This window comes from Sinomicrobium sp. (assembly GCA_029266035.1).
Classification (GTDB): domain Bacteria; phylum Bacteroidota; class Bacteroidia; order Flavobacteriales; family Flavobacteriaceae; genus Sinomicrobium.
Genome location: JAJUFH010000002.1, coordinates 57,792 through 83,666, shown reverse-complemented (window position 1 = coordinate 83,666; position 25,875 = coordinate 57,792). Strand labels below are relative to the sequence as shown.

Here is a 25,875-nt window from a genome sequence, read left to right as displayed (position 1 = left end):
TTAATGATGATTGTTTAATTATATTTCTGTAAAAAAATCTTCTGGGGCTCGTCGTACTTTGGGTAATCCTTGAAACGGGTCACTTTCAGAGCGATAACCAATAGCGGCGATAACGGCTGCATTCAGTCCTTTTTCCTCTAGTTTGAGAATGCGATTGTAAGCTTGGGTGTCAAAGCCTTCCATTGGGCAGGCATCTATTCGCAATTGAGCGGCGGTAGAGAGCAAATTTCCCAAAGCGATATAGGCTTGCTTGGCCGACCAATTAGCCTTGTCTTCTGTAGGTCTATTTACCACATTGTTGTTGATCATATCGTTTAGCCCACCCAACTCATCTGTCGGGATATTTCTCGTTTTACTGAGGTTGTTTACGTAGGCCTCAGTGTCGTTGGGGGTGACGTCTTTTTTGTTGGCAAAAACGATTAGATGTGAGGCGTCGGTTACCTGAGACTGACCCCAGGAAGCTTCTCTCAATTCCTTTCTTATCTCTGGGTTTTCGATTACAAATACTTCATAAGGTTGCATTCCGTAGGAAGAGGCGGAAAGCCGGATGGCTTCTTTAAGTGTTGTGAGATCTTCTTCAGATATTTTTCTGGAAGCGTCAAACTGTTTGGTTGCGTACCTCCAATTTAAAGATTCGAGTATCGGACTCATAGTTATTTACTTTTATTATTGTAATTATTGTGTTTGTACTTATTATTCCTAGCTTCTGAGCTTCGTAAGAGCAGTGTTCAGTCCGTCTATTTCCCCGGAGGTGAGCTTGTTTATCATTTCTTTTTCAACCGCAGCCACCGCAGTACTGGCCTGGTCCACTAATTCCACCCCCTCTGAGGTGATAAAAATCTCCACTTTTCTGCGATTTTGCGGACACTGTTCGCGACGTACTAAGCCTTTGTCTATAAGCCGGTCTATGATGCGAGTAGTATTGCTCATCTTTGCAATCATGCGCTCCTGTATGGTGCACAAATTTGCCGGATGCCCCTTTTGCCCCTTTAAAATACGCAATACGTTGAACTGAGGTATGGAAATATCACAAGGCTTTAGCGCATCAGCAATCTTATTCTCTATGTTGTGAGCCGTATAAAAAACGTTTATTACGGTGCGAGTATGGTCTTGCATATTTTGCGCTTTAATAATGTTTTCAATATCTATTGTCAGTACAATTATTGTTGGTACAAATGTATAAAGGTATAACGAGATATCTATAAAAAATGGGTTGTAAATTTTTGTTAAAATTGCATTTACGGAGAAGGGCAATGCTCTGTTGCTATATTTTTTAGTTTTGCGTAATTTTGAAAAAAATAATTATGGCAGATTTAACTCAAGAAGAATGGGTAGAGCAGCTCGGAAGTAATTCTGATGCGGTAATTTTGGATGTACGTACTGCAGACGAATTTGACGAAGGTTATATTCCGAATGCGATAAATATAGATATCCGACAAGGGCAAGGTTTTCTAGACGAATTGGAAAAGCTCGACAAGAATAAGTCCTATTACGTGTATTGTCGTTCGGGAGCCAGAAGTGCTCAAGCGTGTTCGGTGATGGAACAATTGGGCTTTGAAGAGCCTCACAACCTGCTTGGAGGTATATTAGAGTGGGAAGGTGAGATAGTAGAAGCTTGACGGTATAGGCATCCGAGTTTGGCGAGTGTGAAATATTTTTCTTATATTTAGATGTTTTTTCTTTCATCTTTTATAAGATATGTATTATTTTTAAACTCGCGTTATGAGGGAGGAGTTTTTACATTATGTATGGAAATTCCGGAAGTGGAAAGGGGTTTTGCTATACACTACAGCAGGTGAAGAGGTAAATGTATTGAGTACGGGGCGTTATAATAGAAATTCCGGCCCCGATTTTTTTAATGCACAGCTTCGCATCGGCGGTCAATTGTGGGTAGGTAATGTAGAGGTTCATCTCAAATCCTCAGACTGGTATGCGCATCGTCATCAGACAGACGAGGCTTACGACAATGTGATACTCCACGTAGTCTGGAAAGACGATATTCCCGTGTTCTATCCAAATAACACCCCGATACCTGTGGTGGTATTGGAGGGAGTAGTTCCTGCTGTACTTTATGCAAAGTACAGCAAACTTCAGATAGCGGATTATCACTTTATAAGGTGTGAACGAGAAATATCAACTGTGGCATCTCCTTTGGTAGATGGTTTTGTAAATCAGTTGTATTTCGAGCGTCTTTATAGAAAATCAAAACGTATCGGAGAGCGGTTATCACAATTGCAAAGCGATTGGGAAGCCGTTTTTTTTGAAAGTCTGATGAATAGTTTTGGGCTTTCTGTCAATGGAGATGCGTTTAGGAGTATAGCATCGTCGGTTCGATTTTCTGTAATTAGAAAAGTGCAGCAAAATCGATTGGAACTGGAGGCTTTGTTGTTTGGCCAAGCGGGTTTGTTGCGCATAGAGGGGGTGCGAGATTCTCATGAAAAGGAACTTGTGGACGAATATCTATATCTCAAAAGAAAATTCGGGTTGCACAGTGAGCACGTGATAGCCGCTCGTTTTCACCGTCTTCGACCGCTTAACTTTCCAACGCTAAGGTTGTCCCAATTGGCCGATTTGTACCACAGACGAAAATCTTTTTTTACCGATGTGATGAGGGCTGAAACTCTCTCGGAATTGTACGATATTTTCAACGGAGAGGCCTCGGTCTATTGGGATACTCATTATGTTTTTGGCAAAAGATCCCGATTTTTAAAAAAGAGAATTTCTCAGCGGTTTATTCACTTGTTGTTGCTCAACACAGTATTGCCTGTTAAATACTGTTACCATTATCATCAGGGTGAAGAAGGAGTGAAAAGTGTAGTGGCTATTGCCAGACAGATAAAGGCAGAAACCAACAGTGTGATTTCAGCTTATGTAGCATTGGGTATAAAACCAGATAATGCTGCAGAAAGTCAAGGCTTACTCCGCTTGTACCATTTCTATTGTGAACCGGGTAAATGTTTGGATTGTACCGTAGGGAGGCAGCTGATGTCGGTAAGAGAGCAACTGAATACAAAATAATTGCATTGTCTACAGAGAATTACTTAACTTCGCTGATGTGAAAGTACTAAACGATATAAGGTATTTTTTTGAAAAACACGGTTTTGCCGTTTCTTCACGTCTTGCCGACAGGCTTGGAATGAAAGCCAAGAATGTTCGATTGTTTTTTATATACGTCTCCTTTGCAACTTTAGGGGTATGGTTTGCGGTGTATCTCACTTTGGCTTTTGTGCTTAAACTCAAGGATATGGTGTATACCAAAAGATCTTCTGTGTTCGATTTGTAAAATAATGTTCTACAATTCGCCTTTTTGTTAGTATATAGTAAAAACCAAATCAAAATTTGATTTAGCTCGTTTTTTTTCAGATATTGCCTGCTTTTATTAATTAAAATACAATTTTGTAAATTTTCACACTCTAACTGACTACAATTTTAAATTAAAACTATCTTTTATGAGAAATGGACTTCTCTTTCTTTTTCTAACGTTTGCAACCCTTAAATTATTTTCACAACATCTTACCGTAACGGAAAATCTCATCAATCCTTCTCCAGAGATTAACGACGCTATGGTTGAGTTGAAAGTGGAAGGTGGCCAAGAGCCGTATACCTATAAGTGGAGTCATCAGCAGACTCCATTGAGTTCTTCTAAGGCATTGAAACTTACAGAGGGCATATCTTATGCGGTGACGATTACAGATGCCAACGGCCTTACGACAGATAAGGAGTATATTGTGCCAGCCGAATCAATCACTGAAAATTTTAACGGAACCACTCAGCCTATAGTAGATGCGATTGGTTCCGTTTTGTTTTGGGATCCTTTTGCAGCTTTGGGAATTTACGACCCTGTTATTTATGACGATAACGGGGCAGCTATGTTGCATCCGAACGGCGATGCGCGCACCATTTCGGTACCCTTTATTGTGGTGTGGCTTATTATAGGAGGCTTGTTTTTTACACTGCGGATGGGATTTATCAATGTCAGGGGTTTTAAGCACGCCATACAACTGGCTAGAGGCAAGTACGACGAGCCCGATGCCCCAGGAAGTGTAACTCATTTCCAAGCGTTGTCTACCGCAGTTTCAGGTACAGTTGGGCTCGGAAATATTGCCGGAGTAGCTATTGCCATAGCTATAGGAGGCCCTGGAGCTACCTTTTGGATGATTCTTGCAGGACTTCTCGGGATGTCATCCAAGTTTGTAGAGTGTACCCTCGGGGTGAAATACAGAGATATAAGTGAAGATGGCCGGATCTTTGGAGGGCCTATGAGTTATCTCGTAAAAGGTTTGAAAGCGAGAGGTAAGGGGAAATTTGGGAAGGTGTTGGCTGTTGTCTTCGCTGTATTGTGTATAGGTGCTTCTTTCGGATCTGGTAATATGTTTCAGGCCAACCAAGCTTTCGATCAGCTGCAAGGGCAATTTCCGATGTTGGAGGGTAATGGATTTTGGTTTGGGATTGTGATGGCTCTGCTCGTCGGAGCTGTCATCCTTGGAGGGATAAAAAGTATAGCCAAGGTAACCGAAAAAATAGTGCCTTTTATGGCATCGCTCTACGTGTTTTTTGCTTTGGTTGTCATAGTTGTAAATATTAGTCATATAGGAGATGCAGTAGCCACCATTTTTGATGGAGCTTTTAATCCGGATGCGCTTAAAGGAGGGGTTATAGGAGTACTTATCCAAGGATTCCGAAGAGGTACTTTCTCCAACGAGGCTGGAGTAGGGTCGGCAGCTATTGCGCACTCTACAGCTAAGACAAAACATCCGGTGTCGGAAGGGTTTGTGGCTTTGCTCGAGCCTTTTATAGATACGGTAGTAGTCTGTACGCTTACCGCACTTGTACTTGTGTTTTCGGGGGTGTATCACGATGCTGAGGGCTTGGGAGGTTCTCAACTTACTTCTGCTGCATTCGGGAGTGTGATTTCTTGGTTTCCTTATGTGTTGACTTTCGCTATATTCCTATTTGCTTTTTCTACTGCTATCTCATGGTCGTATTACGGGATGCGAGCGGCAACTTTTCTATTCGGCAAAAGCAAAAAGGTGGAATTTGTTTACAAGCTATTGTTTTTAATGTTTGTAGTTTTGGGAGCTTCTATCAGTCTGGGAGCTGTATTGGAGTTTTCAGATATGATGCTTCTCGCCATGGCAGTACCTAATATTATAGGACTTTATATCATGTCGGGTGAAGTTAGAAAGGATATGGTAGAATACTTGAGAAAACTGAATGCGAATGAGCTTTTTAGAAAACCAGATAGAACTAAATAACTGAGGTTGAACTATTGTAAACTAATATGACAAAGACTACAGAATCCTGGGGTTCCAGGGTTGGATTGATTCTCGCTATGGCCGGAAATGCCGTGGGTCTGGGAAACTTTTTGAGATTTCCTGTGCAGGCAGTACAAAACGGTGGCGGGGCATTTATTATTCCATATATTGTGTGTTTTCTTCTTATGGGAATTCCTCTGTTGTTTATCGAATGGTCATCCGGTCGTTACGGAGGTAGATTCGGCAATCACAGTACGCCTTATATCCTCGATACTATGAGTAAAGGACGCATCCTGAAGTATATAGGAGTGTTTGGTATTTTTACCAATATAGCCGTAGCGGCGTATTACGCTTATATCGAATCGTGGTCCATGTCTTATGTGTTGCATTCGATAAAGGGAACTTTTGTAGGAATGGATCAGTCGCAGGTTGCAGAATTTTTTAATTCTTATGTCGATGTGTTTCACAGTACTACCGGAATACCTTTTGAAGCGGTGATTTTCTATATTCTCTGTCTCACTATTAATGTCTGGGTACTATCTAAAGGGCTTGAAGGTGTGGAAAAGGTAGCTAAGATAGGGATGCCTCTGCTTATAATTTTTGGGGTAGTATTGGCAGTGAAAGGGGTTACTTTGGGTACCAGTGGTGCTTCGGAAGTGTTTCCGAATGCCAATGCTTGGGACGGATTGAATTTCTTGTGGACACTCGAATACAGCTCTTTGATGGATCTCAAGGTGTGGATGGCAGCAGCCGGACAGGTGTTTTTTACGTTGTCGGTGGGAATGGGTACAGTACATTGCTATGCGGCCTATGTGAAAAGTAAAGACGATATTGCGCTGAATTCGCTTTCAGCTGGCTTTATGAACGAGTTTATCGAGATTGTTATAGGTAGTTCTATTGTAATACCGATTGCAGCCGGATATCTCGGACTGGATTGGGTGATAGAAAACGCCGGTTTTGGTATGGCTTTTCAAACCATGCCCTACCTCTTCCAACAATGGGGAACCGTATTTGCAGCTATAGCCGGGGTAATGTGGTTCGGACTGCTGTTTTTCTCCGGAATCACCAGTTCTTTAGCTATGGGAACACCCTGCGTGAGTTTTATGCAAGACGAATTTGGGTGGAATCGCAAAAGGGGAGCTTTGGGCTTTGGTCTGGTAACTTTACTGATGGGACTGCCTACGGTATTTTTCTTTCGGCAGGGAGTGTTTGACGAGTATGATTACTGGGCCGGAACTGTGAGTTTGGTGGTATTTGCTATGTTGGAGACTATTCTTTTCTCTTGGGTGTTCGGAATAAAAAAGGGATGGAGAGAGATTATTATGGGGGCGGATGTTAAAGTGCCCGGAATCTACAAGTATATCATAAAATATGTGACTCCGGTTATTTTGATTGTGATTTTTATCGGTACTGTTTTTGCGCCAAAAGACAACGACTGGTCGGGCAATGTGAGTAGTCTGTTTTCTGGCAACGGATGGTCGTTGGACAATATGTCAATCATAAAAAAAATCACAAATGCTGGGATTAACGAGCAGATAGCTAATGCTACAGATCCTGCTGAAATACAGAGATTGCAGGAAAGTTTGGTCGCTGTAAATTCGGCTCGTGGCTTGCTTTTGGCCTTGCTTATATTTATATTAGTGCTAATTTATATGTCTTACCGTAAAAGAGTAAAAGAAGGGAGGGTAACAGGAGTATGAATACATCAGCTATAATTACTATGATTGTCGTTCAGGGAGTGGTTACTGTAATAACGGCATACTTTTTTTACAAGGTATTGGCTACACCACCAAAATCTGAACCCGATTCGTATTCGGATAATGACGACGAAGTAGCCTGACGATTTTATCGTAGGGTATAAAACTTTTATCATGATATTCAGAAGAATGCAATCCCGTTTTCGTTTCGATAAAAAGGAACGAAGCGGGATTTTCTTTTTATCGGCCTTTGTCTTGCTGTTACAGCCACTTGTTTTCGGTTGGGAAAACGCCTTTGCTACCCTCGCTCCGGAAGGTGTAAAATCGAGTACAGCTGAAACAGCTTACCATGAGCTGTATTCGAGTAAATACACTTACAATCCTAACTTTCTCACCGACTACCGAGGATATGTACTGGGGATGACTACAGAAGAAATAGACCGACTTCACCGCTTTAGAGAAAAAGGAAGGTATGTGATAGATGCTAGTCAATTTTTACAACTTACCGGTATGGACGCCGAAAAATTTAGGCATATAGAGCCCCAGCTTCGCTTCCCTGATCCGACAGTAGTTAAAAAAAGGAAACAACCAGTAGCTTTAAATGAAAAGAGATACGTAAAAAAGTCTGATCTCAATACGGCAGATGAAGCTGAGTTCGATCGAGTATATGGAATAGGAAAGACCTTGTCGCATCGTATTGTAAAATACCGAAAGCTACTAGGGGGGTTCTCGCTAGACGAACAGTTGTTTGAAGTGTATGGCTTAGATTCGTCTACAGTACGTCGGGTGCTGGAACGCTTTGAGGTGAAGACTATTCCGAGTATCAGTAAACTCGATATTAATAAGGTTTCTGTAAAAGAATTACAATCACTGCCTTATTTGAATAGGGATGAATCGATGAAGATAGTAGCCTATCGCACAGCAAAGGGAAATATAAAAACTGTAGATGAGCTCCGTAAAATTGAGGGTTTTCCGGCGGTAAAGATTGACAGAATTAAACTATATTTGGCCGTTGAACCATAGATGGCGTTAAGTGTTGTTTGTCGGAGTTTTGGTGTGCAATTTGTCCAGATAGAAAAAGATGAAAAATCTATGGGTGTCAGAGATATGATATTTCTATTTGGTTTTTAGGTTTATTTTAAGGATTTTTGGTTTGGTAGTTGTATTTGACTATCGTAATTTTGACGTGCTTTATTGTTTGGTTATCATGTATTTAATAAAATAAAAAGACAGATGGGTATCGATGTGATGGATGTTATGAACTTCGATTATTCCGAGACACAGGGAATGGTCAAGGCTTCTGCAAAAGACTTTGCAATACAATTTATAAAACCTCATGTTTCAGAATGGGATGAAACTCAGGAGTTTCCTGTTGAATTGTTTAAAAAGGCAGGTGAGTTTGGATTTATGGGAGTGTTGGTGCCCGAGGAATACGGAGGTTCCGGGTTGGGGTATCACGAGTATATCGCAGTGATAGAAGAGGTGTCGAAAATTGATCCGTCTATAGGACTTTCTCTCGCGGCGCACAATTCGCTGTGTACGAATCACATACTGGAGTTTGGGAATGAGGAGCAAAAGCGACGATGGCTGCCGAAGTTGGCTACTGGGGAGTGGATTGGTGCGTGGGGGCTCACCGAACACAATACTGGTTCTGATGCAGGGGGAATGAATACTACTGCAGTGAGAGACGGGCAGGAATGGGTGATAAATGGAGCTAAGAATTTTATTACACATGGTAAGAGCGGAGATATTGCGGTGGTGATTGTGCGTACCGGTGATAAGGGAGATTCTCGTGGGATGACTGCTTTTGCAATCGAACGAGGTACTCCTGGTTTCAGCAGTGGAAAAAAGGAAGATAAACTCGGGATGAGGGCCAGTGAAACCGCCGAACTGATATTTGATAATTGCCGTATTCCGGATGCTAATAGGCTAGGTGAGGTGGGTGAAGGTTTTGTTCAGTCGATGAAAGTGCTCGACGGAGGACGTATTTCTATCGGTGCCTTATCGCTGGGAATAGCTAAAGGAGCTTATGAGGCTGCGCTAAAATACTCTAAAGAAAGACATCAATTTGGAAAACCGATATGTGAATTTCAGGGGATCTCGTTTAAGTTGGCCGATATGGCTACCGAAATAGAAGCTTCGGAGCTCTTGTTGCACAAAGCGGCCTTCGGAAAGAATGCGGGAAGGTCGGTGACTCGTATAAGTGCAATGGCAAAGATGTATGCGTCTGAAACCTGTGTAAAGGTGGCTAATGAGGCTGTGCAGATTCACGGAGGGTATGGCTATACCAAGGATTTTCCCGTGGAAAAGTTTTACCGGGATGCAAAATTGTGTACCATAGGAGAGGGTACTACAGAAATACAAAAACTTGTCGTTTCACGGCAAATTCTAAAAGAGTAAACTCGAGCTAAATAAAAAAACATTTTGTGGTTGTGTGTGTTGTTTTGATGTTGTACCTTTGCAATCCCAAAAGAAAGGAGGTGGTTAAGATATGTTGATAATACCGATTAAAGAAGGAGAAAATATAGACAGAGCGCTAAAGCGTTTTAAAAGAAAATTCGATCGTACAGGGACGATGCGTCAGTTGCGTTCAAGACAGCAATTTACTAAGCCTTCAGTACGAAAGAGAGAGCAATTGCAAAAAGCGCAATACATCCAGCACTTGAGAGATCAAGAAGATATCTAGATTGCTGGGCGTTCCGATTTTCGGATCTGTTTTGAAATACAAAATCCTTCCGTGGTTTGCACGGGGGGATTTTTTTTTGTTTCTTATCTTTACAGAAAGAAAGAATCTTATGTCTGTAAAGGCTTTTTTAGATTATTTGAAGCTGGAAAAAAAATATTCGCCTCACACGGTTAAAGCCTATGGGCGAGATTTACTTTTTTTTGCAGATTTCTGCGATTCCGAATTTGGACTTCTCGATATATCGGAGGCTGCTTATGCTTTGGTAAGAGCTTGGATAGTCAGCATGGTCGATGAAGGGATAGATAACAGATCTGTAAATAGGAAAGTAGCTGCTTTGAATTCTTATTACAGGTTTTTGGTTAGGACAGGGGTGAGGAATGACAATCCGCTATCCACTCATAAATCGCTAAAAGTATCCAAAAAAATTGAGGTGCCTTTTTCCGAGGAAGAGATGAGGAAGGTGCTCGACGACATCCCTTATCCAGATACGTTTGAGGGAGTGCGCGATCGATGTATCATAGAGCTATTGTACGGTACGGGTATGAGGAGAAGTGAACTCGTAGGGCTTGAGTTGGGGGATCTCGATTTGAATGCCGGGACTGTCAGGGTTCTCGGTAAGCGCAATAAAGAGCGCATTGTGCCTGTTTTGTCACGTCTCAAAACTTTGTTGAGTGAATATGTAAGAGAGAGGCTCTCGGTGGCTAACGAAAATTCAGGAGAAGTTTTATTTTTAGTTAAAAGTGGTCATAAAGTTTATCCTACTCTTGTTTATAGGTTAATAAATAGTTACCTTAGTAAGGTGTCTTTGAAAGCTAAAAAGAGTCCGCATGTGCTTCGGCATACTTTTGCGACTCATGTGCTCAACAAAGGTGCTGACCTAAATTCGGTAAAGGAGTTGCTGGGGCATTCCAGCCTTGCATCCACTCAGGTGTATACTCATAATAGTATAGCACAACTGAAAAAAGTATACGGCAATGCCCATCCGAGGAGTAAGAAGTGATTTCTAAACCGTTGAACTATGTTTAATCTATGGGGGCTTGTGTTTTGAAAAACGATGCCCTCGAAATACCTTTAAGTGTTATGAGAGTGAACACGCAATCAGTAAATTTTACCATCGATGCAAAATTGGTAGATTTTATTCAGAAGAGAATGGATAAACTGGATACTTATTACGACAGAATAGTGTCTTCTGATGTTTATCTCAAAGTGGAGAACACCAGTGTAAAAGAGAATAAGATTGTCGAAGTGAAAGTTTGTGTTCCTGGAGATGAATTTATAGTGAAAAAACAGTGTAAGAGTTTTGAAGAAGGTATTGATATTGCAGCTGATTCTCTAGGGCGATTACTTGTGAAAAGGAAGGAGAAACTCAGGGCTCGTGTGTGATTAAAAAAAATGGAAAAATGTTTTGAATAAAAAAATAAATATATACATTTGCAGTCCGTTAGAAATAGCGGACTTTTTTTATGGATTAAAGTTGACTGTTTGGGCTTTCCTGACTTTTGGGAAAGGGAAGTGGGAATAGTTGTTGAAATTTTGATTTTAGAGGGGAGATACTCAAGCGGCCAACGAGGACAGACTGTAAATCTGTTGGTTTTACCTTCGCAGGTTCGAATCCTGCTCTCCCCACAAAGTTTTCAGCAGTCCGGTGTCAAAAGCCGCAGGTTTTTGTAAGCCGGGCAGCTGAAAACTTTGAGTAAGGGTTCCCCTTACGGATCACCGAGCCGAGCGAGGTAATCCTGTTTTTTGAAAGAAAGTTGTCAAAAGCCGCAGGTTTTTGTAAGCCGGGCAGCTGAAAACTTTGAGTAAGGGTTCCCCTTACGGATCACCGAGCCGAGCGAGGTAGTCCCTTTTTAAATGGTGGTTTCATAAGTGTCGAGTGTAAGGTGTAGATGCCTTGTGGAGAGGAGATTGCTTATTTGTGAGCGGAATAAAAAAAATGGAATAATAAGCGGGAGTAGCTCAGTTGGTAGAGCGTCAGCCTTCCAAGCTGAATGTCGCGAGTTCGAACCTCGTCTCCCGCTCTTGTGTATCTCTTTTTTTAGAAGGGGTATTTTTTGCCGACGTAGCTCAGGGGTAGAGCGTTTCCTTGGTAAGGAAGAGGTCATGGGTTCAAATCCCATCGTTGGCTCACGGAGAACTTAAATTTGAACACTAATATATAACTAAGATTAAATTATTGAATCATGGCAAAGGAAACTTTTGATCGTTCCAAACCGCACCTCAATATTGGTACTATTGGACACGTGGATCACGGTAAAACAACTTTAACCGCAGCTATTAGTAAAGTTTTGGCGGATGCTGGCTTTTCTGAAGCAAGAAGTTTTGATCAGATTGATAACGCTCCGGAAGAAAAAGAAAGGGGTATCACCATTAATACGTCTCACGTAGAATACCAGACTGCAAATCGTCACTACGCACACGTTGACTGTCCTGGTCACGCCGACTATGTAAAGAACATGGTTACTGGTGCTGCTCAGATGGACGGTGCTATTTTGGTTGTTGCTGCTACTGACGGTCCTATGCCTCAGACTCGTGAGCACATCCTTCTCGGACGTCAGGTTGGTGTTCCTCGTATTGTAGTTTTCCTGAACAAAGTTGACCTTGTTGACGATCCAGAACTTCTGGAACTCGTTGATATGGAAGTAAGAGATTTGTTGAGCTTCTACGATTATGACGGAGATAACGGTCCTGTTATTCAGGGATCAGCTCTTGGTGCACTGAACGGTGAAAAAGAGTGGGTTGATACTGTGATGCAACTTATGGAAGCTGTAGATAATTGGATCGAATTGCCAGAAAGGGATGTAGATAAGGATTTCTTGATGCCTGTAGAAGATGTGTTTACTATTACAGGTCGTGGTACCGTAGCTACAGGACGTATCGAAACTGGTGTTGCTAAAACTGGTGATCCTGTTGAGATTATCGGTATGGGAGCTGAGAAATTGACTTCTACTATCACAGGGGTTGAGATGTTCCGTAAGATATTGGATAGAGGAGAAGCTGGAGATAACGTAGGTCTTCTTCTTAGAGGTATTGAGAAAACCGATATCAAAAGAGGTATGGTTATCTGTAAGCCTGGATCTGTAACTCCTCACTCTAAATTCAAAGCTGAGGTGTATATCTTGAAAAAAGAAGAAGGTGGACGTCACACTCCATTCCACAACAACTATCGTCCTCAGTTTTACGTACGTACAACTGACGTTACAGGTACTATTTCTCTACCTGATGGAGTTGAGATGGTGATGCCTGGTGATAACCTCAGCATTACTGTTGAATTGATCCAGCCTATTGCACTTAATGTAGGTTTGCGTTTTGCTATCCGCGAAGGTGGTAGAACAGTAGGTGCTGGACAGGTTACTGAAATATTAGACTAATTACTATAGTCTTGGTTTTATATAAGTAAAAGGCCGAAAGAGCTTGAAAACTCAAGCTCTTTCGGCTTTACCAACGGGTGTAGTTCAAGGGTAGAATAGCGGTCTCCAAAACCGTTGATGGGAGTTCGAATCTCTCCACCCGTGCAAATAAAGTAAAGATGACAATAATAAGTTATATCAAGGAATCCTTCGGAGAATTGAAGAATAACGTTACATGGACATCCTGGCCAGAAGCACAGAGGCTCATGGTCGTTGTAGCGGTTTTTTCCATATTGTTTTCTTTGGCTATATGGGGGGTTGATCTGTCTCTTGGGGAATTGATTAGCCTTTATTATAATAGTTTAAGTTAACATACGAGAATAGATAGTAATGGCAGAAGCGTTAGCGAAACAATGGTATGTGGTCAGAGCGGTTAGTGGCCAAGAAAATAAAGTGAAATCGTATATTGAAAACGAGATCGCTCGGCTTGGGTATTCAGACTATGTAGATGAAGTGCTCGTGCCCACCGAAAAAGTGGTTCAGATACGCAACGGAAAAAAGGTAAATAAAGAACGTGTTTATTTTCCGGGATATGTAATGGTTAAGGCTAATCTTGGAGGCGAGGTAGCCCATATTGTAAAATCGGTTACCGGAGTAATTGGCTTTTTGGGTGAGGTTAAAGGTGGTGATCCGGTGCCATTGCGTAAATCTGAAGTAAACAGAATGCTCGGAAAAGTGGATGAACTTTCTGTTAAAACGGACAATGTTATTATTCCTTATACTGTCGGAGAAACCGTAAAAGTTATTGATGGGCCGTTTAACGGCTTTAACGGTACAGTGGAGAAAGTGAATGAAGAAAAGCGAAAGCTGGAGGTTATGGTGAAGATTTTTGGTCGAAAAACCCCTCTGGAATTGAGTTATATGCAAGTAGAGAAAATTTAAATGTTACATATACAGAAGTGTCTTGCTTCCTTGAATAAGGCGCTTCCTTATATCAAATTTTGAACAATGGCAAAAGAAGTTAGTAAAGTAGTTAAACTACAAGTTAGGGGAGGTGCTGCGAATCCGTCGCCACCGGTTGGACCCGCTTTAGGTGCTGCCGGCGTTAACATCATGGAGTTCTGTAAGCAGTTTAATGCACGTACACAGGACAAACAAGGTAAGGTTTTACCTGTTGTTATCACGGTTTATAAAGATAAGTCTTTTGACTTTATCGTAAAGACACCGCCGGCGGCAGTTCAATTGAAGGAAGCGGCTAAGATTAAAAGTGGTTCCGGAGAGCCTAACCGTAAAAAAGTAGCTAGCATTACCTGGGATCAGGTGAAAGCTATCGCAGAAGACAAAATGCAAGATCTAAATGCCTTTACCGTAGAGTCTGCCATGAGTATGGTGGCTGGTACGGCCAGATCTATGGGGATAACGGTTAGTGGTGAGAAGCCCTTTTAAATCTTAAAAGACAAGGAAAATGGCAAAATTGACAAAAAAGCAAAAAGAAGCTTTGGCGAAAATAGACCGAAACAAGTTGTATTCGGTAGATGAAGCTTCTGCCTTGGTAAAAGAGGTTACGAATGTTAAGTTTGATGCTTCTGTAGATATCGCAGTGAGATTAGGTGTAGATCCGCGTAAAGCAAACCAGATGGTTCGCGGCGTGGTAACACTTCCTCACGGTACCGGTAAGGATGTGAAGGTTCTCGCTTTGGTAACTCCAGATAAAGAGGCTGAAGCTAAAGAGGCTGGTGCAGATTACGTAGGACTCGATGAATATCTGCAAAAGATAAAAGACGGTTGGACCGATGTAGACGTTATTATTACTATGCCTAGTGTTATGGGAAAATTAGGCCCACTCGGTCGCGTGTTAGGTCCCCGTGGCTTGATGCCCAATCCCAAGACAGGTACAGTGACTATGGATGTAGCTAAAGCGGTGTCTGAAGTGAAGGCAGGTAAAATTGACTTTAAAGTTGATAAAACCGGTATCGTTCATGCAGCCATAGGAAAGGCATCGTTTTCTCCCGACAAAATTGCGGGTAATGCGAATGAGCTTATTCAAACATTAATCAAATTAAAGCCTACTACAGCAAAAGGTACTTATATCAAGAGTATTCATATGTCGAGCACTATGAGTCCGAGTGTGCCTGTAGATCCTAAAGCAGTATAATAGGTAGTTAATAATTCCGTTAATCATGACAAGAGAAGAAAAAGCAGCGGTAATCAGTGATTTGACTTCACAGTTGGCAGATAATACCAATATCTACCTTGCAGACATATCCGGTCTGGATGCGACAACTACCTCCAACCTACGTAGGGCGTGTTTCAAGGCAAATATAAAGCTTGCAATTGTAAAAAATACGTTGCTTGCTAAAGCCATGGAGGCTTCAGATAAGGATTTTGGTGAATTGCCTACTATATTGAAAGGCAATACTTCGCTGATGTTTTCCGAAACTGGAAATGGCCCAGCAAAACTGATAAAAGAATTTCGTAAAAAATCAGATAAACCCTTGTTAAAAGGAGCTTTTATCGAGGAGGCAATTTACGTTGGCGACGATCAGCTGGATGCTCTAGTGAGTATCAAATCTAAAGAGGAAGTTATTGGAGATATCATTGCACTGCTTCAATCTCCAGCTAAAAACGTTATCTCCGGCTTGAAATCAGGTGGAGGAAAACTGGCTGGAATCCTCAAAACCCTTTCCGAAAAAGGAGAGTAAAACGAACGCACTTAATAACAATTATATTTAATTTTTTTAAAAACGATAGAAATGGCAGATTTGAAAGATTTTGCAGAACAATTAGTTAACCTTACTGTTAAGGAAGTAAATGAGTTGGCTGACATACTGAAAGAAGAATACGGTATCGAGCCCGCTGCTGCAGCTGTTGCTGTTGCTGGTGGTGGAGCTGCTGCCGGAGGCGGAGATGCTGCTGAGGAAAAATCTGAATTTGATGTTATCCTGAAAGCTGCCGGAGGTTCTAAACTCGCAGTTGTAAAACTGGTTAAAGAACTTACTGGTCTTGGGCTCAAAGAAGCTAAAGAAATCGTTGACAGCGCTCCTAAAGCTGTTAAAGAAGGAGTGTCTAAAGATGAGGCAGAAGGAATCAAATCTTCATTAGAAGAAGCAGGAGCTGAGGTTGAACTTAAATAAGTTCCCGACGTCTTAAAGCCTTGGTTTAGGTCTTTTCGCTATGTGCGAATTAGGCCTAAACCCTTTTGCATATATAATTATATGCAGTATTTATATCTATCATTTTAATCAAAATTTTGTCCATTGATGTTCACAAATCAGACTGAAAGAATAAGCTTCGCCTCAGCCAAGAACACTCCGGATTACCCGGATTTCTTGGACATTCAGATCAAGTCCTTCCAGGATTTCTTTCAACTGGAGACTAAGTCTGAAGAGCGGGGACGTGAGGGTTTGTACAATACCTTCATGGAAAACTTCCCGATTACTGATACACGCAATCAGTTTGTATTAGAGTTTTTAGATTACTTTGTGGACCCTCCGAGGTATACGATACAGGAATGTATAGAGAGAGGGTTGACCTACAGTGTGCCTTTAAAAGCAAGGCTTAAGCTGTATTGTACCGACCCGGAACACGAGGACTTTGAAACTATCGTACAGGATGTTTACCTAGGGACAATTCCTTATATGACCCCCAGTGGAACCTTTGTGATCAACGGAGCTGAAAGGGTAGTCGTTTCACAATTGCACCGTTCTCCCGGAGTATTCTTTGGGCAATCTTTTCACGCTAACGGTACTAAACTGTACTCCGCAAGGGTAATTCCTTTTAAAGGGTCATGGATCGAATTTGCGACCGACATCAACAGTGTGATGTACGCTTATATCGACCGTAAGAAAAAATTGCCGGTTACTACCTTGTTCCGAGCTATCGGATATGAAAGGGATAAAGATATCCTCGAAATATTCGACTTGGCAGAGGAGGTTAAGGTGTCAAAAACCGGATTGAAAAAAGTACTTGGCCGCAAGTTGGCTGCAAGGGTGCTCAATACTTGGCACGAAGACTTTGTGGATGAAGACACTGGTGAAGTTGTATCTATAGAGCGTAACGAAATTGTGCTCGACAGAGATACCGTACTAGAGAAAGAGCATATCGATGAAATTATCGATGCCGATGTCAAAACTATTCTCCTGCACAAGGAAGATAGTCAGACTGCCGATTACGCCATCATTCACAATACATTGCAAAAGGATCCTACAAACTCCGAAAAGGAGGCTGTAGAACACATATACAGACAATTGCGTAATGCCGAACCGCCCGATGAGGAAACAGCAAGAGGTATCATAGATAAACTCTTCTTTTCCGATCAGAGGTACAACCTCGGAGATGTGGGACGGTATAGAATGAACAAAAAACTCGGTCTCGATATCGATATGGACAAGCAGGTGCTTACCAAAGAAGATATCATCACCATCATAAAATATCTGATAGAACTCATCAGTGCTAAGGCAGAAGTGGACGATATAGACCACTTGTCTAACAGACGTGTGAGAACTGTTGGAGAGCAGCTGTCTGCGCAGTTTGGCGTAGGTCTTGCACGTATGGCAAGAACCATTAGAGAACGAATGAACGTAAGGGATAACGAGGTGTTTACTCCGATAGACCTTATCAACGCCAAGACCTTGTCTTCGGTGATCAATTCTTTCTTCGGTACCAATCAGCTGTCTCAGTTTATGGACCAGACGAATCCGTTGGCAGAAATTACTCATAAACGACGTCTGTCTGCACTCGGACCAGGTGGACTCTCAAGGGAGCGTGCCGGGTTTGAGGTGCGTGACGTACACTACACCCACTACGGACGTCTGTGCCCTATCGAAACTCCGGAAGGACCTAATATCGGGCTTATATCTTCGCTGAGCGTTTTTGCCAAAGTGAACAATATGGGCTTTATAGAAACTCCCTATAGAGAGGTTAAAGACGGGAAAGTAGATCTGTCTCAATTCAGATACCTGAGCGCAGAGGAGGAAGAGGAAAAACTGATAGCACAGGCCAATATTCCTATGGATGAGAAAGGAAATGTGCTTGTAGATAAAGTTATTGCCCGAGAAGAGGGTGATTTCCCTGTGGTAGAACCTACACAGTTGGACTACACCGATGTAGCGCCAAACCAAATCGCTTCAATCTCGGCTTCGCTTATTCCTTTCTTGGAACACGACGATGCAAACCGTGCGCTGATGGGGTCAAACATGATGCGTCAGGCCGTACCGATACTCAAACCGGAAGCCCCGGTGGTAGGTACGGGACTGGAGCGTAGAGTAGCATCAGATTCAAGGGTGCTTATCAACGCCGAAGGCAATGGAGAGGTAGAGTATGTAGACGCCAATAAAATCGTAATAAAATACGATCGCACTGACGAGGAAAGATTGGTGAGCTTTGACGGAGACTCCAAAACTTATGAGTTGATTAAGTTTAGAAAGACAAACCAAGGTACCTCTATAAACCTGAAGCCAATCGTTCGCAAGGGAGACCGAGTTGAAAAAGGACAGGTACTCTGTGAAGGATATGCTACAGAACAGGGAGAACTAGCTCTCGGAAGAAATATGCAGGTGGCATTTATGCCTTGGAAAGGGTATAACTTTGAGGATGCAATTGTGATTTCCGAAAGAGTGGTACGCGAAGATATCTTTACCTCTATTCACATAGACGAGTACTCGCTGGAAGTGAGAGATACCAAGCTTGGAGCTGAAGAGCTTACCAACGATATACCCAATGTTTCTGAAGAGGCTACCAAAGACCTTGACGAACAAGGAATGATTAGAATTGGTGCAGAGGTTAAACCCGGAGATATTCTCATCGGTAAGATCACTCCAAAAGGAGAGTCAGATCCTACCCCAGAGGAAAAACTGCTCAGAGCTATCTTCGGTGACAAGGCTGGTGATGTAAAAGATGCTTCACTGAAAGCTTCTCCCTCACTGCGAGGAGTGGTTATCGACAAGAAGTTGTTTGCGAGAGCGATTAAAGACAAGCGAAAAAGAGCCAAAGACAAAGAGGATATCGCTAAACTTGACCTCGAATACAACACTAAGTTCGAAGGACTGAAAGATGTATTGGTAGAGAAGCTGTTCAATCTCGTCAATGGAAAGACCTCTCAAGGGGTGCTAAACGACTTGGGGGAAGAAGTACTGCCCAAAGGGAAGAAGTATACCCTCAAGATGCTCAACGGAGTAGAAGACTTTGCGCATCTCGTAGGAGGAACCTGGACTACAGATGACAGCACAAATGCATTGATCGCTGATCTGTTGCACAATTACAAGATTAAGCTAAACGACCTTCAGGGAGCACTTCGCAGAGACAAGTTTACCATTTCGGTGGGAGACGAACTACCTGCAGGTATCATGAAGCTCGCCAAGGTATATATCGCCAAGAAGCGAAAGTTGAAAGTTGGGGATAAAATGGCCGGACGTCACGGAAATAAAGGTATTGTGGCGCGTATTGTGCGTCAGGAAGATATGCCTTTCCTCGAAGATGGTACTCCGGTAGATATCGTACTCAACCCGCTTGGTGTACCTTCTCGTATGAATATCGGACAGATCTATGAAACAGTTCTCGGATGGGCTGGTAAAAAACTCGGTAAGAAGTTTGCTACCCCTATTTTTGACGGGGCAGAGCTCGATGAGATCAACAAGTATACCGACGCGGCGGGAATACCTCGTTTTGGACATACTTACCTCTACGATGGAGGTACCGGAGAGCGATTTGACCAGCCTGCAACAGTCGGGGTTATCTATATGATTAAGCTCGGTCACATGATCGACGACAAGATGCATGCCCGTTCTATCGGACCTTACTCTCTTATTACTCAGCAGCCGCTCGGTGGTAAGGCACAGTTTGGAGGACAGCGTTTTGGAGAGATGGAAGTGTGGGCACTCGAAGCCTATGGAGCATCTAGCACATTGAGAGAGATACTCACTGTAAAATCGGATGATGTGATAGGACGTGCCAAAACTTACGAAGCTATTGTAAAAGGAGAGGCTATGCCCGAACCGGGACTGCCAGAATCCTTTAACGTGTTGATGCACGAACTCAAAGGTCTGGGGCTCGATATCAGGCTGGAGGAATAATTTACAAGGTGCTATTCGGTTTGTTCTTATACAGTAAACCGAATAGTACCAAATTACACTTAATTCATTATCACCATATATCATGGCAAGAGGAAAAGATAAGAATACAGTAACAAGGTTCAACAAAATCTCTATAGGTCTGGCATCGCCGGAATCTATCCTGGCCGAATCCCGAGGAGAGGTTTTAAAACCGGAAACCATTAACTACCGGACACACAAGCCAGAGCGTGACGGATTGTTTTGTGAGCGGATATTCGGTCCGGTAAAAGACTACGAATGTGCCTGTGGTAAGTACAAGAGAATACGGTATAAAGGAATTGTATGCGACAGATGTGGTGTAGAAGTTACTGAGAAAAAAGTACGAAGAGACCGCGTTGGGCATATCAATTTAGTAGTGCCTATCGCTCATATTTGGTATTTCAGATCGCTGCCCAATAAGATAGGCTACCTACTCGGACTGCCGTCTAAAAAGCTCGATATGATTATTTATTACGAGCGCTATGTGGTGATACAGCCGGGTAATGCAAAAAATGCAGAAGGTGAAGATCTTCAGGTAATGGACTTCCTCACAGAAGAAGAATACTTGAATATCTTGGACAGTCTGCCTCAAGACAATCAGTATCTCGAAGATACCGACCCCAATAAGTTTATTGCCAAAATGGGGGCTGAGTGTATTATCGAGTTGCTCAGAAGAATAGATCTAGATGCTCTGTCTTACGATTTGAGACACAAGGCGAATAACGAGACTTCCAAACAGCGCAAGACAGAAGCCCTGAAAAGACTTCAGGTAGTAGAGGCCTTCCGCGAGTCTCAGCAAAACAGGGAGAATCTGCCAGAGTGGATGATACTCAAGGTGATTCCCGTAATCCCACCCGAATTGAGACCTTTGGTGCCTCTGGATGGTGGTCGTTTTGCTACTTCAGATCTCAACGATTTGTACAGAAGGGTTATCATTAGAAATAACCGTCTTAAGAGACTGATGGAAATAAAAGCACCTGAGGTGATTCTCCGAAACGAAAAGAGGATGCTTCAGGAGTCTGTAGATTCACTGTTCGACAATACCAGAAAGTCGTCTGCAGTAAAAACAGAATCCAACAGACCGCTTAAATCACTTTCCGATTCTCTCAAGGGTAAACAAGGGCGTTTCCGTCAGAACCTGCTCGGTAAAAGGGTAGATTATTCTGCTCGTTCTGTTATTGTGGTAGGACCTGAACTGAAAATGTATGAGTGTGGTTTGCCTAAGGATATGGCTGCCGAGATATACAAACCTTTTGTAATCAGAAAATTGATAGAAAGAGGTATTGTAAAAACGGTAAAATCGGCCAAAAAGATTATAGACAGAAAGGAACCTGTGGTTTGGGATATCTTAGACAACGTAATCAAAGGACATCCTGTACTTCTCAACCGGGCTCCTACTCTGCACAGATTGGGTATACAGGCATTCCAGCCCAAGTTGATAGAAGGTAAGGCCATTCAGTTGCACCCCTTGGCGTGTACGGCGTTTAACGCCGACTTCGACGGTGACCAGATGGCGGTACACCTTCCGTTAGGACCAGAAGCTATACTCGAAGCTCAGCTTCTTATGCTGGCATCGCACAATATTCTCAATCCGGCCAACGGATCACCTATTACCGTACCTTCACAGGATATGGTACTGGGCTTGTACTATATGACCAAAGAGCGCAAGAGTGACGATACGGTCAAAGTAAAAGGAGAAGGGTTGACCTTCTATTCTCCCGAAGAGGTTATCATAGCCTACAACGAGAAAAAGGCAGATCTGAATGCAGGAATCAAAGTGAGAACACAAGACCTGGATGAAAATGGAGAACAGGTTACCAAGATTATATCGACTACTGTTGGACGCGTAATGTTTAACGAAGTGGTACCTCCACAAGCCGGTTATATCAATACCGTATTGACAAAGAAATCACTTCGAGATATTATCGGACACGTATTGAAAGTGACCGACGTGCCTACAGCTTCTGATTTCCTCGACAGGATTAAAAACCTCGGATACCGATTGGCATTCCAAGGTGGACTGTCGTTCAGTCTCGGAGATATTATTATCCCGAAAGAGAAAGTCAAGATGATTGAGGAGGCTAACGAACAGGTAGACGGCATCATGATGAACTACAATATGGGGCTGATTACCAACAACGAGCGCTACAATCAGGTGATCGATGTGTGGACCTCTACCAATGCTATGCTTACTGAATTGGCTATGAAGCGAATTAGAGAAGACAAGCAAGGGTTTAATTCGGTGTATATGATGCTCGATTCAGGAGCGAGGGGATCTAAAGAACAGATCAGACAGCTTACCGGTATGCGAGGACTTATGGCCAAGCCTAAAAAATCTACTGCCGGTGGGGGTGAGATTATCGAAAACCCTATCCTCTCTAACTTTAAGGAAGGACTTTCTATACTTGAGTACTTTATTTCTACCCACGGTGCCCGTAAAGGTCTGGCCGATACTGCTCTTAAAACAGCGGATGCTGGTTACCTGACACGTCGTTTGGTAGACGTTTCTCAAGACGTTATCATCAATTCGGAAGATTGTGGTACGCTGAGAGGTGTGGAGGTAGAAGCCCTTAAAAAGAATGAGGAAGTGGTAGAATCGCTCGGAGATCGTATACTCGGAAGGGTATCGCTTCACGATGTACACCATCCGCTTACACAAGAGTTGCTCTTGGCTGCAGGTGAAGAGATCGGAGAAGATGCCGCTAAAAAGATAGATGCTGCTCCTATAGAACGAGTAGAAGTGCGTTCTGCACTTACCTGTGAAGCAAAACAAGGGATCTGTGCTAAATGTTACGGACGAAACCTCGCTACCGGAAAAATGGTACAGAAAGGAGAAGCCGTCGGTGTTATTGCAGCACAGTCTATCGGAGAACCGGGAACTCAGCTTACCCTGCGTACATTCCACGTGGGAGGTATTGCGGGTAACATCTCGGAAGAGAGTAAATTGCTGGCTAAGTTCGACGGTAAGGTCACTATAGAAGACCTCAAGATAGTGAAGAGTCAAACTGTAGATGGCCAAGAGGGAGAGGTGGTTATCTCGAGAACCTCAGAGGTTAAGATTGTCGATGAGAAAACAGGTATTGTTTTGAGTACAAATAATATACCTTACGGTTCTCAATTGTTTATTCACGATGGAGATAAAATCAGCAAAGGAGATGTTATCTGCCAGTGGGATCCTTACAACGGTGTAATTATTTCTGAATTCTCAGGAAGTATCACTTACGAAAATATCGAACAAGGAGTTACCTATCAGGTAGAGATCGACGAGCAAACTGGTTTCCAAGAAAAAGTGATCTCTGAGTCTAGAAATAAAAAGCTTATTCCTACCCTTCTCATCAAGGGAAGTAAGGGAGAAGTGCTCCGTTCGTACAACCTGCCAGTGGGCGCCCACATCATGGTCGATGACGGTGAGAAGATCCACGAGGGTAAAGTCCTTGTCAAAATACCGAGAAGGTCTGCCAAAGCTGGGGATATTACAGGAGGTTTGCCAAGGGTGACAGAGCTTTTCGAAGCGCGTAACCCCTCAAACCCAGCTGTGGTTTCCGAAATCGACGGAGTGGTTTCTTTCGGTAAAATCAAGCGTGGTAACCGCGAGATCATTGTAGAGTCGAAGTTAGGAGAGGTGAAAAAGTATCTCGTAAAACTTTCCAACCAGATATTGGTTCAGGAAAACGACTTTGTGAGAGCTGGAATGCCACTTTCTGACGGATCGGTAACTCCGGAAGATATCTTGAATATCAAAGGCCCCTCTGCAGTGCAACAGTATCTTGTGAATGAAGTTCAGGAGGTATACCGATTGCAGGGAGTTAAGATCAACGATAAGCACTTTGAAGTGGTGGTGAGACAAATGATGCGAAAAGTGCAAATCAACGATCCAGGTGATACTATTTTCCTCGAAGGTCAACTGGTACACAAAGATGATTTTATCGAAGAAAACGACAGACTGTTTGGCAAAAAAGTAATAGAGGATGCAGGAGAATCTGAAAACCTCAAAGCCGGACAAATTGTTACGCTGCGACAATTGCGGGATGAAAATTCTATCCTGAAAAGAGCCGACAAACAGCTTGTTGTTGCCCGTGATATTATTCCAGCTACAGCTTCACCTGTGCTCCAAGGTATTACCAGAGCGTCGTTGCAGACCAAGTCATTTATCTCTGCAGCTTCGTTCCAGGAAACTACCAAGGTGCTCAACGAAGCAGCGGTGAGCGGAAAAGTAGACACGTTGGAAGGACTGAAAGAGAATGTAATTGTAGGACATAAAATTCCTGCGGGTACCGGTATGCGCGATTACGATAATATCATTGTAGGTTCAAAAGAAGAATACAATGAGATTATGAGTGGCAAACAGGAGGCAAGTCTCTATTAAGACCGATAATTTATACAGATTTTTAAAGGGCCGGGAAGTGTTTTTCCGGCCTTTTTTTTATTTTAGCATTACAGCCGCATTAAAGCGGTTGTATAAACTTTACTATTATGAGCGATCAAAACAATCCGAATCGGGATCAAATAGATATAGAATTGGACGAGAATATTGCTGAGGGAACCTATTCCAACCTTGCAATTATCAATCACTCTGTTTCTGAATTTGTAGTAGATTTTATCAGTATCATGCCCGGAACTCCCAAAGCTAAGGTTAAAAGTCGCATTATCCTTACTCCCCAGCACGCCAAGCGTTTTCTCAAGGCGCTCACAGACAATGTAAACCGATTTGAATCGACCCATGGAGAGATAAAGGATTACGATCAACCACCTGTGCCACTTAATTTCGGTCCGACCGGTGAGGCGTGATCTTAGCTGTGTCATAGCCTGAAAATTGCTTTTTTGGCGTATGAAGTGACTCTGTTTTATGTTTCACATTACGTTGAAATAAACTTGTTGGCGATATGGTTATTTCAAATAGCAATGGAGCGGTCTAATTTGCCCGTGACGATGGATATTTGATTAAAATTTTAGAAATTAGCATAAACGGAATACTTTCTGTATATTGAACATATACACTATTAAAATCTGTGTCATGAAAAAAATATTGGTCATTTTTATAGCCATTTTTAGTGTGTCTCACGCATTTGGACAAAGCAGTGTAGACGGATATAAGTATGTTATAGTCCCAAAGAAATTCGATTTTTTGAGAAGTGAAGATCAATATCAGGTAAATGCGCTCACCAAATTTTTGTTTGAAAAGTACAACTTTACCGCGGTTTATGCCGACGAAATGAGTGCGGAAATACAGTCGAATACTTGCTTGGGATTGAGAGCTGATGTAAAAAATGAATCCAATTTATTTACCACCAAACTTAAAGTGGAATTGACCAATTGTAGAGGAGAGTTGGTTTTTGCTTCGGAAATTGGAAGTAGTAAGGAGAAGGATTACAAAGGAGCTTATCACGAGGCTCTGAGAAAGGCTTTTAAGTCTATAGAGATGCTCAATTACAGTTACGATGCTTCTAAGAGTATTGTAGCTTCACAAAATCCTGTGGTATCGGTGCCGGCTAAAGCTACAAACCCAGAGCCTGTCGCAGAACACAAAACCCCACCAAGTTCCGCACCTGCAGTACAACAGGCCGCAAAAGCGACAGGAGAAGTGTTGTATGCTCAACCCATAGAGTACGGATACCAGCTGGTAGACCAAACACCCAAAATTGTTTTTGTACTACAGAACACCAGTGTGGAAAACGTTTTTATCATAAAAGACAAGAACGGAATGCTCACACTCAAAGACGGAAAGTGGATTGCGGAGTACTACGAAAACGGGGAACGCGTACTTCAGGAGCTGGAGATTAGGTTTTAGTTTTTACCACT

24 protein-coding genes and 4 tRNA genes are annotated in these 25,875 nt (G+C 42.5%); 26 read left to right on the top strand and 2 right to left on the bottom strand.

Annotation, left to right across the window (positions count from 1 at the left end; all coding sequences use genetic code 11):
* Window positions 1-18 precede the first annotated feature (18 nt).
* Window positions 19-651, bottom strand: a complete 633-nt coding sequence (locus tag ACYZZR_RS02195; protein WP_461532350.1) for an NAD(P)H-dependent oxidoreductase — start codon at window positions 649-651, stop codon at window positions 19-21.
* Window positions 652-699: 48 nt separating this feature from the next.
* Entirely contained in the window at window positions 700-1,116 is a 417-nt protein-coding gene (locus ACYZZR_RS02190) for a MarR family winged helix-turn-helix transcriptional regulator (RefSeq protein WP_461532349.1), read from the bottom strand.
* Between the two features lie 188 nt (window positions 1,117-1,304).
* Between ACYZZR_RS02190 and ACYZZR_RS02185 the strand changes: the two genes are divergently transcribed.
* From ACYZZR_RS02185 to ACYZZR_RS02060, 26 genes are all read left to right on the top strand, one after another.
* Window positions 1,305-1,619, top strand: a complete 315-nt coding sequence (locus ACYZZR_RS02185; protein WP_461532348.1) for a rhodanese-like domain-containing protein — start codon at window positions 1,305-1,307, stop codon at window positions 1,617-1,619.
* Between the two features lie 103 nt (window positions 1,620-1,722).
* The gene (locus ACYZZR_RS02180; RefSeq protein WP_461532347.1) at window positions 1,723-3,018 is read left to right on the top strand and encodes a DUF2851 family protein; all 1,296 of its coding nucleotides are present in this window, start codon (window positions 1,723-1,725) and stop codon (window positions 3,016-3,018) included.
* A 37-nt stretch (window positions 3,019-3,055) separates the two neighbouring features.
* A complete protein-coding gene (locus ACYZZR_RS02175) occupies window positions 3,056-3,283 on the top strand; it encodes a PspC domain-containing protein (RefSeq protein ID WP_461532346.1) in 228 nt (75 codons plus the stop codon).
* 166 nt (window positions 3,284-3,449) lie between these two features.
* Window positions 3,450-5,255 carry an alanine/glycine:cation symporter family protein gene (locus tag ACYZZR_RS02170; RefSeq protein ID WP_461532345.1) on the top strand — a complete coding sequence of 602 codons (1,806 nt, stop codon included), beginning with the start codon at window positions 3,450-3,452 and terminating at the stop codon, window positions 5,253-5,255.
* Between the two features lie 26 nt (window positions 5,256-5,281).
* Entirely contained in the window at window positions 5,282-6,955 is a 1,674-nt protein-coding gene (locus tag ACYZZR_RS02165) for a sodium-dependent transporter (RefSeq protein ID WP_461532344.1), read from the top strand.
* Window positions 6,952-7,095, top strand: coding sequence for a hypothetical protein (locus tag ACYZZR_RS02160; protein ID WP_461532343.1), 144 nt, complete (start codon window positions 6,952-6,954; stop codon window positions 7,093-7,095). The genes ACYZZR_RS02165 and ACYZZR_RS02160 overlap by 4 nt, the downstream gene beginning before the upstream one ends.
* A 31-nt stretch (window positions 7,096-7,126) precedes the next feature.
* A complete protein-coding gene (locus ACYZZR_RS02155) occupies window positions 7,127-7,975 on the top strand; it encodes a ComEA family DNA-binding protein (protein WP_461532342.1) in 849 nt (282 codons plus the stop codon).
* 234 nt (window positions 7,976-8,209) lie between these two features.
* Complete coding sequence (locus ACYZZR_RS02150) at window positions 8,210-9,352, top strand: acyl-CoA dehydrogenase family protein (protein WP_461532470.1); 1,143 nt, start codon at window positions 8,210-8,212, stop codon at window positions 9,350-9,352.
* Window positions 9,353-9,443: 91 nt separating this feature from the next.
* On the top strand, window positions 9,444-9,638 hold the full coding sequence (rpsU, locus tag ACYZZR_RS02145) for a 30S ribosomal protein S21 (RefSeq protein ID WP_461532341.1): 195 nt from the start codon (window positions 9,444-9,446) through the stop codon (window positions 9,636-9,638).
* 109 nt (window positions 9,639-9,747) lie between these two features.
* Window positions 9,748-10,638, top strand: a complete 891-nt coding sequence (locus tag ACYZZR_RS02140; RefSeq protein ID WP_461532340.1) for a tyrosine recombinase XerC — start codon at window positions 9,748-9,750, stop codon at window positions 10,636-10,638.
* A gap of 80 nt (window positions 10,639-10,718) precedes the next feature.
* Window positions 10,719-11,021, top strand: coding sequence for a ribosome hibernation-promoting factor, HPF/YfiA family (gene hpf / locus ACYZZR_RS02135; protein ID WP_461532339.1), 303 nt, complete (start codon window positions 10,719-10,721; stop codon window positions 11,019-11,021).
* Between the two features lie 161 nt (window positions 11,022-11,182).
* Window positions 11,183-11,264, top strand: a tRNA-Tyr gene (locus tag ACYZZR_RS02130).
* Window positions 11,265-11,586: 322 nt separating this feature from the next.
* Window positions 11,587-11,659 (top strand) — tRNA-Gly (locus tag ACYZZR_RS02125).
* A gap of 35 nt (window positions 11,660-11,694) precedes the next feature.
* A tRNA-Thr gene (locus ACYZZR_RS02120) sits at window positions 11,695-11,766 on the top strand.
* A gap of 55 nt (window positions 11,767-11,821) precedes the next feature.
* Entirely contained in the window at window positions 11,822-13,009 is a 1,188-nt protein-coding gene (tuf, locus tag ACYZZR_RS02115) for an elongation factor Tu (RefSeq protein WP_461532338.1), read from the top strand.
* Between the two features lie 73 nt (window positions 13,010-13,082).
* A tRNA-Trp gene (locus ACYZZR_RS02110) sits at window positions 13,083-13,153 on the top strand.
* Window positions 13,154-13,167: 14 nt separating this feature from the next.
* A complete protein-coding gene (secE, locus tag ACYZZR_RS02105; protein WP_461532337.1) occupies window positions 13,168-13,359 on the top strand; it encodes a preprotein translocase subunit SecE in 192 nt (63 codons plus the stop codon).
* Window positions 13,360-13,378: 19 nt separating this feature from the next.
* On the top strand, window positions 13,379-13,930 hold the full coding sequence (gene nusG / locus ACYZZR_RS02100) for a transcription termination/antitermination protein NusG (RefSeq protein ID WP_461532336.1): 552 nt from the start codon (window positions 13,379-13,381) through the stop codon (window positions 13,928-13,930).
* A gap of 66 nt (window positions 13,931-13,996) precedes the next feature.
* Window positions 13,997-14,434: a 50S ribosomal protein L11 gene (rplK, locus tag ACYZZR_RS02095; protein ID WP_112371059.1), complete on the top strand. Its 438-nt coding sequence runs from the start codon at window positions 13,997-13,999 to the stop codon at window positions 14,432-14,434.
* A gap of 19 nt (window positions 14,435-14,453) precedes the next feature.
* Complete coding sequence (gene rplA / locus ACYZZR_RS02090; protein ID WP_461532335.1) at window positions 14,454-15,143, top strand: 50S ribosomal protein L1; 690 nt, start codon at window positions 14,454-14,456, stop codon at window positions 15,141-15,143.
* A 25-nt stretch (window positions 15,144-15,168) separates the two neighbouring features.
* Window positions 15,169-15,690, top strand: coding sequence for a 50S ribosomal protein L10 (gene rplJ / locus ACYZZR_RS02085; protein WP_461532334.1), 522 nt, complete (start codon window positions 15,169-15,171; stop codon window positions 15,688-15,690).
* A gap of 51 nt (window positions 15,691-15,741) precedes the next feature.
* The gene (gene rplL, locus ACYZZR_RS02080) at window positions 15,742-16,122 is read left to right on the top strand and encodes a 50S ribosomal protein L7/L12 (RefSeq protein ID WP_461532333.1); all 381 of its coding nucleotides are present in this window, start codon (window positions 15,742-15,744) and stop codon (window positions 16,120-16,122) included.
* Between the two features lie 126 nt (window positions 16,123-16,248).
* On the top strand, window positions 16,249-20,058 hold the full coding sequence (gene rpoB / locus ACYZZR_RS02075; protein WP_461532332.1) for a DNA-directed RNA polymerase subunit beta: 3,810 nt from the start codon (window positions 16,249-16,251) through the stop codon (window positions 20,056-20,058).
* Between the two features lie 82 nt (window positions 20,059-20,140).
* Window positions 20,141-24,442 carry a DNA-directed RNA polymerase subunit beta' gene (rpoC, locus tag ACYZZR_RS02070; protein WP_461532331.1) on the top strand — a complete coding sequence of 1,434 codons (4,302 nt, stop codon included), beginning with the start codon at window positions 20,141-20,143 and terminating at the stop codon, window positions 24,440-24,442.
* Window positions 24,443-24,549: 107 nt separating this feature from the next.
* Complete coding sequence (locus ACYZZR_RS02065; protein ID WP_461532330.1) at window positions 24,550-24,864, top strand: DUF3467 domain-containing protein; 315 nt, start codon at window positions 24,550-24,552, stop codon at window positions 24,862-24,864.
* Between the two features lie 226 nt (window positions 24,865-25,090).
* Entirely contained in the window at window positions 25,091-25,864 is a 774-nt protein-coding gene (locus ACYZZR_RS02060) for a hypothetical protein (RefSeq protein ID WP_461532329.1), read from the top strand.
* Window positions 25,865-25,875: the final 11 nt, after the last annotated feature.

Bases quoted from the DNA above. Each gene is read 5' to 3' on its own strand.
- ACYZZR_RS02195 (WP_461532350.1), bottom strand. From the start codon at position 651: ATGAGTCCGATACTCGAATCTTTAAATTGGAGGTACGCAACCAAACAG.
- ACYZZR_RS02190 (WP_461532349.1), bottom strand. From the start codon at position 1,116: ATGCAAGACCATACTCGCACCGTAATAAACGTTTTTTATACGGCTCAC.
- ACYZZR_RS02185 (WP_461532348.1), top strand. From the start codon at position 1,305: ATGGCAGATTTAACTCAAGAAGAATGGGTAGAGCAGCTCGGAAGTAAT.
- ACYZZR_RS02180 (WP_461532347.1), top strand. From the start codon at position 1,723: ATGAGGGAGGAGTTTTTACATTATGTATGGAAATTCCGGAAGTGGAAA.
- ACYZZR_RS02170 (WP_461532345.1), top strand. From the start codon at position 3,450: ATGAGAAATGGACTTCTCTTTCTTTTTCTAACGTTTGCAACCCTTAAA.
- ACYZZR_RS02165 (WP_461532344.1), top strand. From the start codon at position 5,282: ATGACAAAGACTACAGAATCCTGGGGTTCCAGGGTTGGATTGATTCTC.
- ACYZZR_RS02160 (WP_461532343.1), top strand. From the start codon at position 6,952: ATGAATACATCAGCTATAATTACTATGATTGTCGTTCAGGGAGTGGTT.
- ACYZZR_RS02155 (WP_461532342.1), top strand. From the start codon at position 7,127: ATGATATTCAGAAGAATGCAATCCCGTTTTCGTTTCGATAAAAAGGAA.
- ACYZZR_RS02150 (WP_461532470.1), top strand. From the start codon at position 8,210: ATGAACTTCGATTATTCCGAGACACAGGGAATGGTCAAGGCTTCTGCA.
- rpsU (WP_461532341.1), top strand. From the start codon at position 9,444: ATGTTGATAATACCGATTAAAGAAGGAGAAAATATAGACAGAGCGCTA.
- ACYZZR_RS02140 (WP_461532340.1), top strand. From the start codon at position 9,748: ATGTCTGTAAAGGCTTTTTTAGATTATTTGAAGCTGGAAAAAAAATAT.
- hpf (WP_461532339.1), top strand. From the start codon at position 10,719: ATGAGAGTGAACACGCAATCAGTAAATTTTACCATCGATGCAAAATTG.
- tuf (WP_461532338.1), top strand. From the start codon at position 11,822: ATGGCAAAGGAAACTTTTGATCGTTCCAAACCGCACCTCAATATTGGT.
- secE (WP_461532337.1), top strand. From the start codon at position 13,168: ATGACAATAATAAGTTATATCAAGGAATCCTTCGGAGAATTGAAGAAT.
- nusG (WP_461532336.1), top strand. From the start codon at position 13,379: ATGGCAGAAGCGTTAGCGAAACAATGGTATGTGGTCAGAGCGGTTAGT.
- rplK (WP_112371059.1), top strand. From the start codon at position 13,997: ATGGCAAAAGAAGTTAGTAAAGTAGTTAAACTACAAGTTAGGGGAGGT.
- rplA (WP_461532335.1), top strand. From the start codon at position 14,454: ATGGCAAAATTGACAAAAAAGCAAAAAGAAGCTTTGGCGAAAATAGAC.
- rplJ (WP_461532334.1), top strand. From the start codon at position 15,169: ATGACAAGAGAAGAAAAAGCAGCGGTAATCAGTGATTTGACTTCACAG.
- rplL (WP_461532333.1), top strand. From the start codon at position 15,742: ATGGCAGATTTGAAAGATTTTGCAGAACAATTAGTTAACCTTACTGTT.
- rpoB (WP_461532332.1), top strand. From the start codon at position 16,249: ATGTTCACAAATCAGACTGAAAGAATAAGCTTCGCCTCAGCCAAGAAC.
- rpoC (WP_461532331.1), top strand. From the start codon at position 20,141: ATGGCAAGAGGAAAAGATAAGAATACAGTAACAAGGTTCAACAAAATC.
- ACYZZR_RS02065 (WP_461532330.1), top strand. From the start codon at position 24,550: ATGAGCGATCAAAACAATCCGAATCGGGATCAAATAGATATAGAATTG.
- ACYZZR_RS02060 (WP_461532329.1), top strand. From the start codon at position 25,091: ATGAAAAAAATATTGGTCATTTTTATAGCCATTTTTAGTGTGTCTCAC.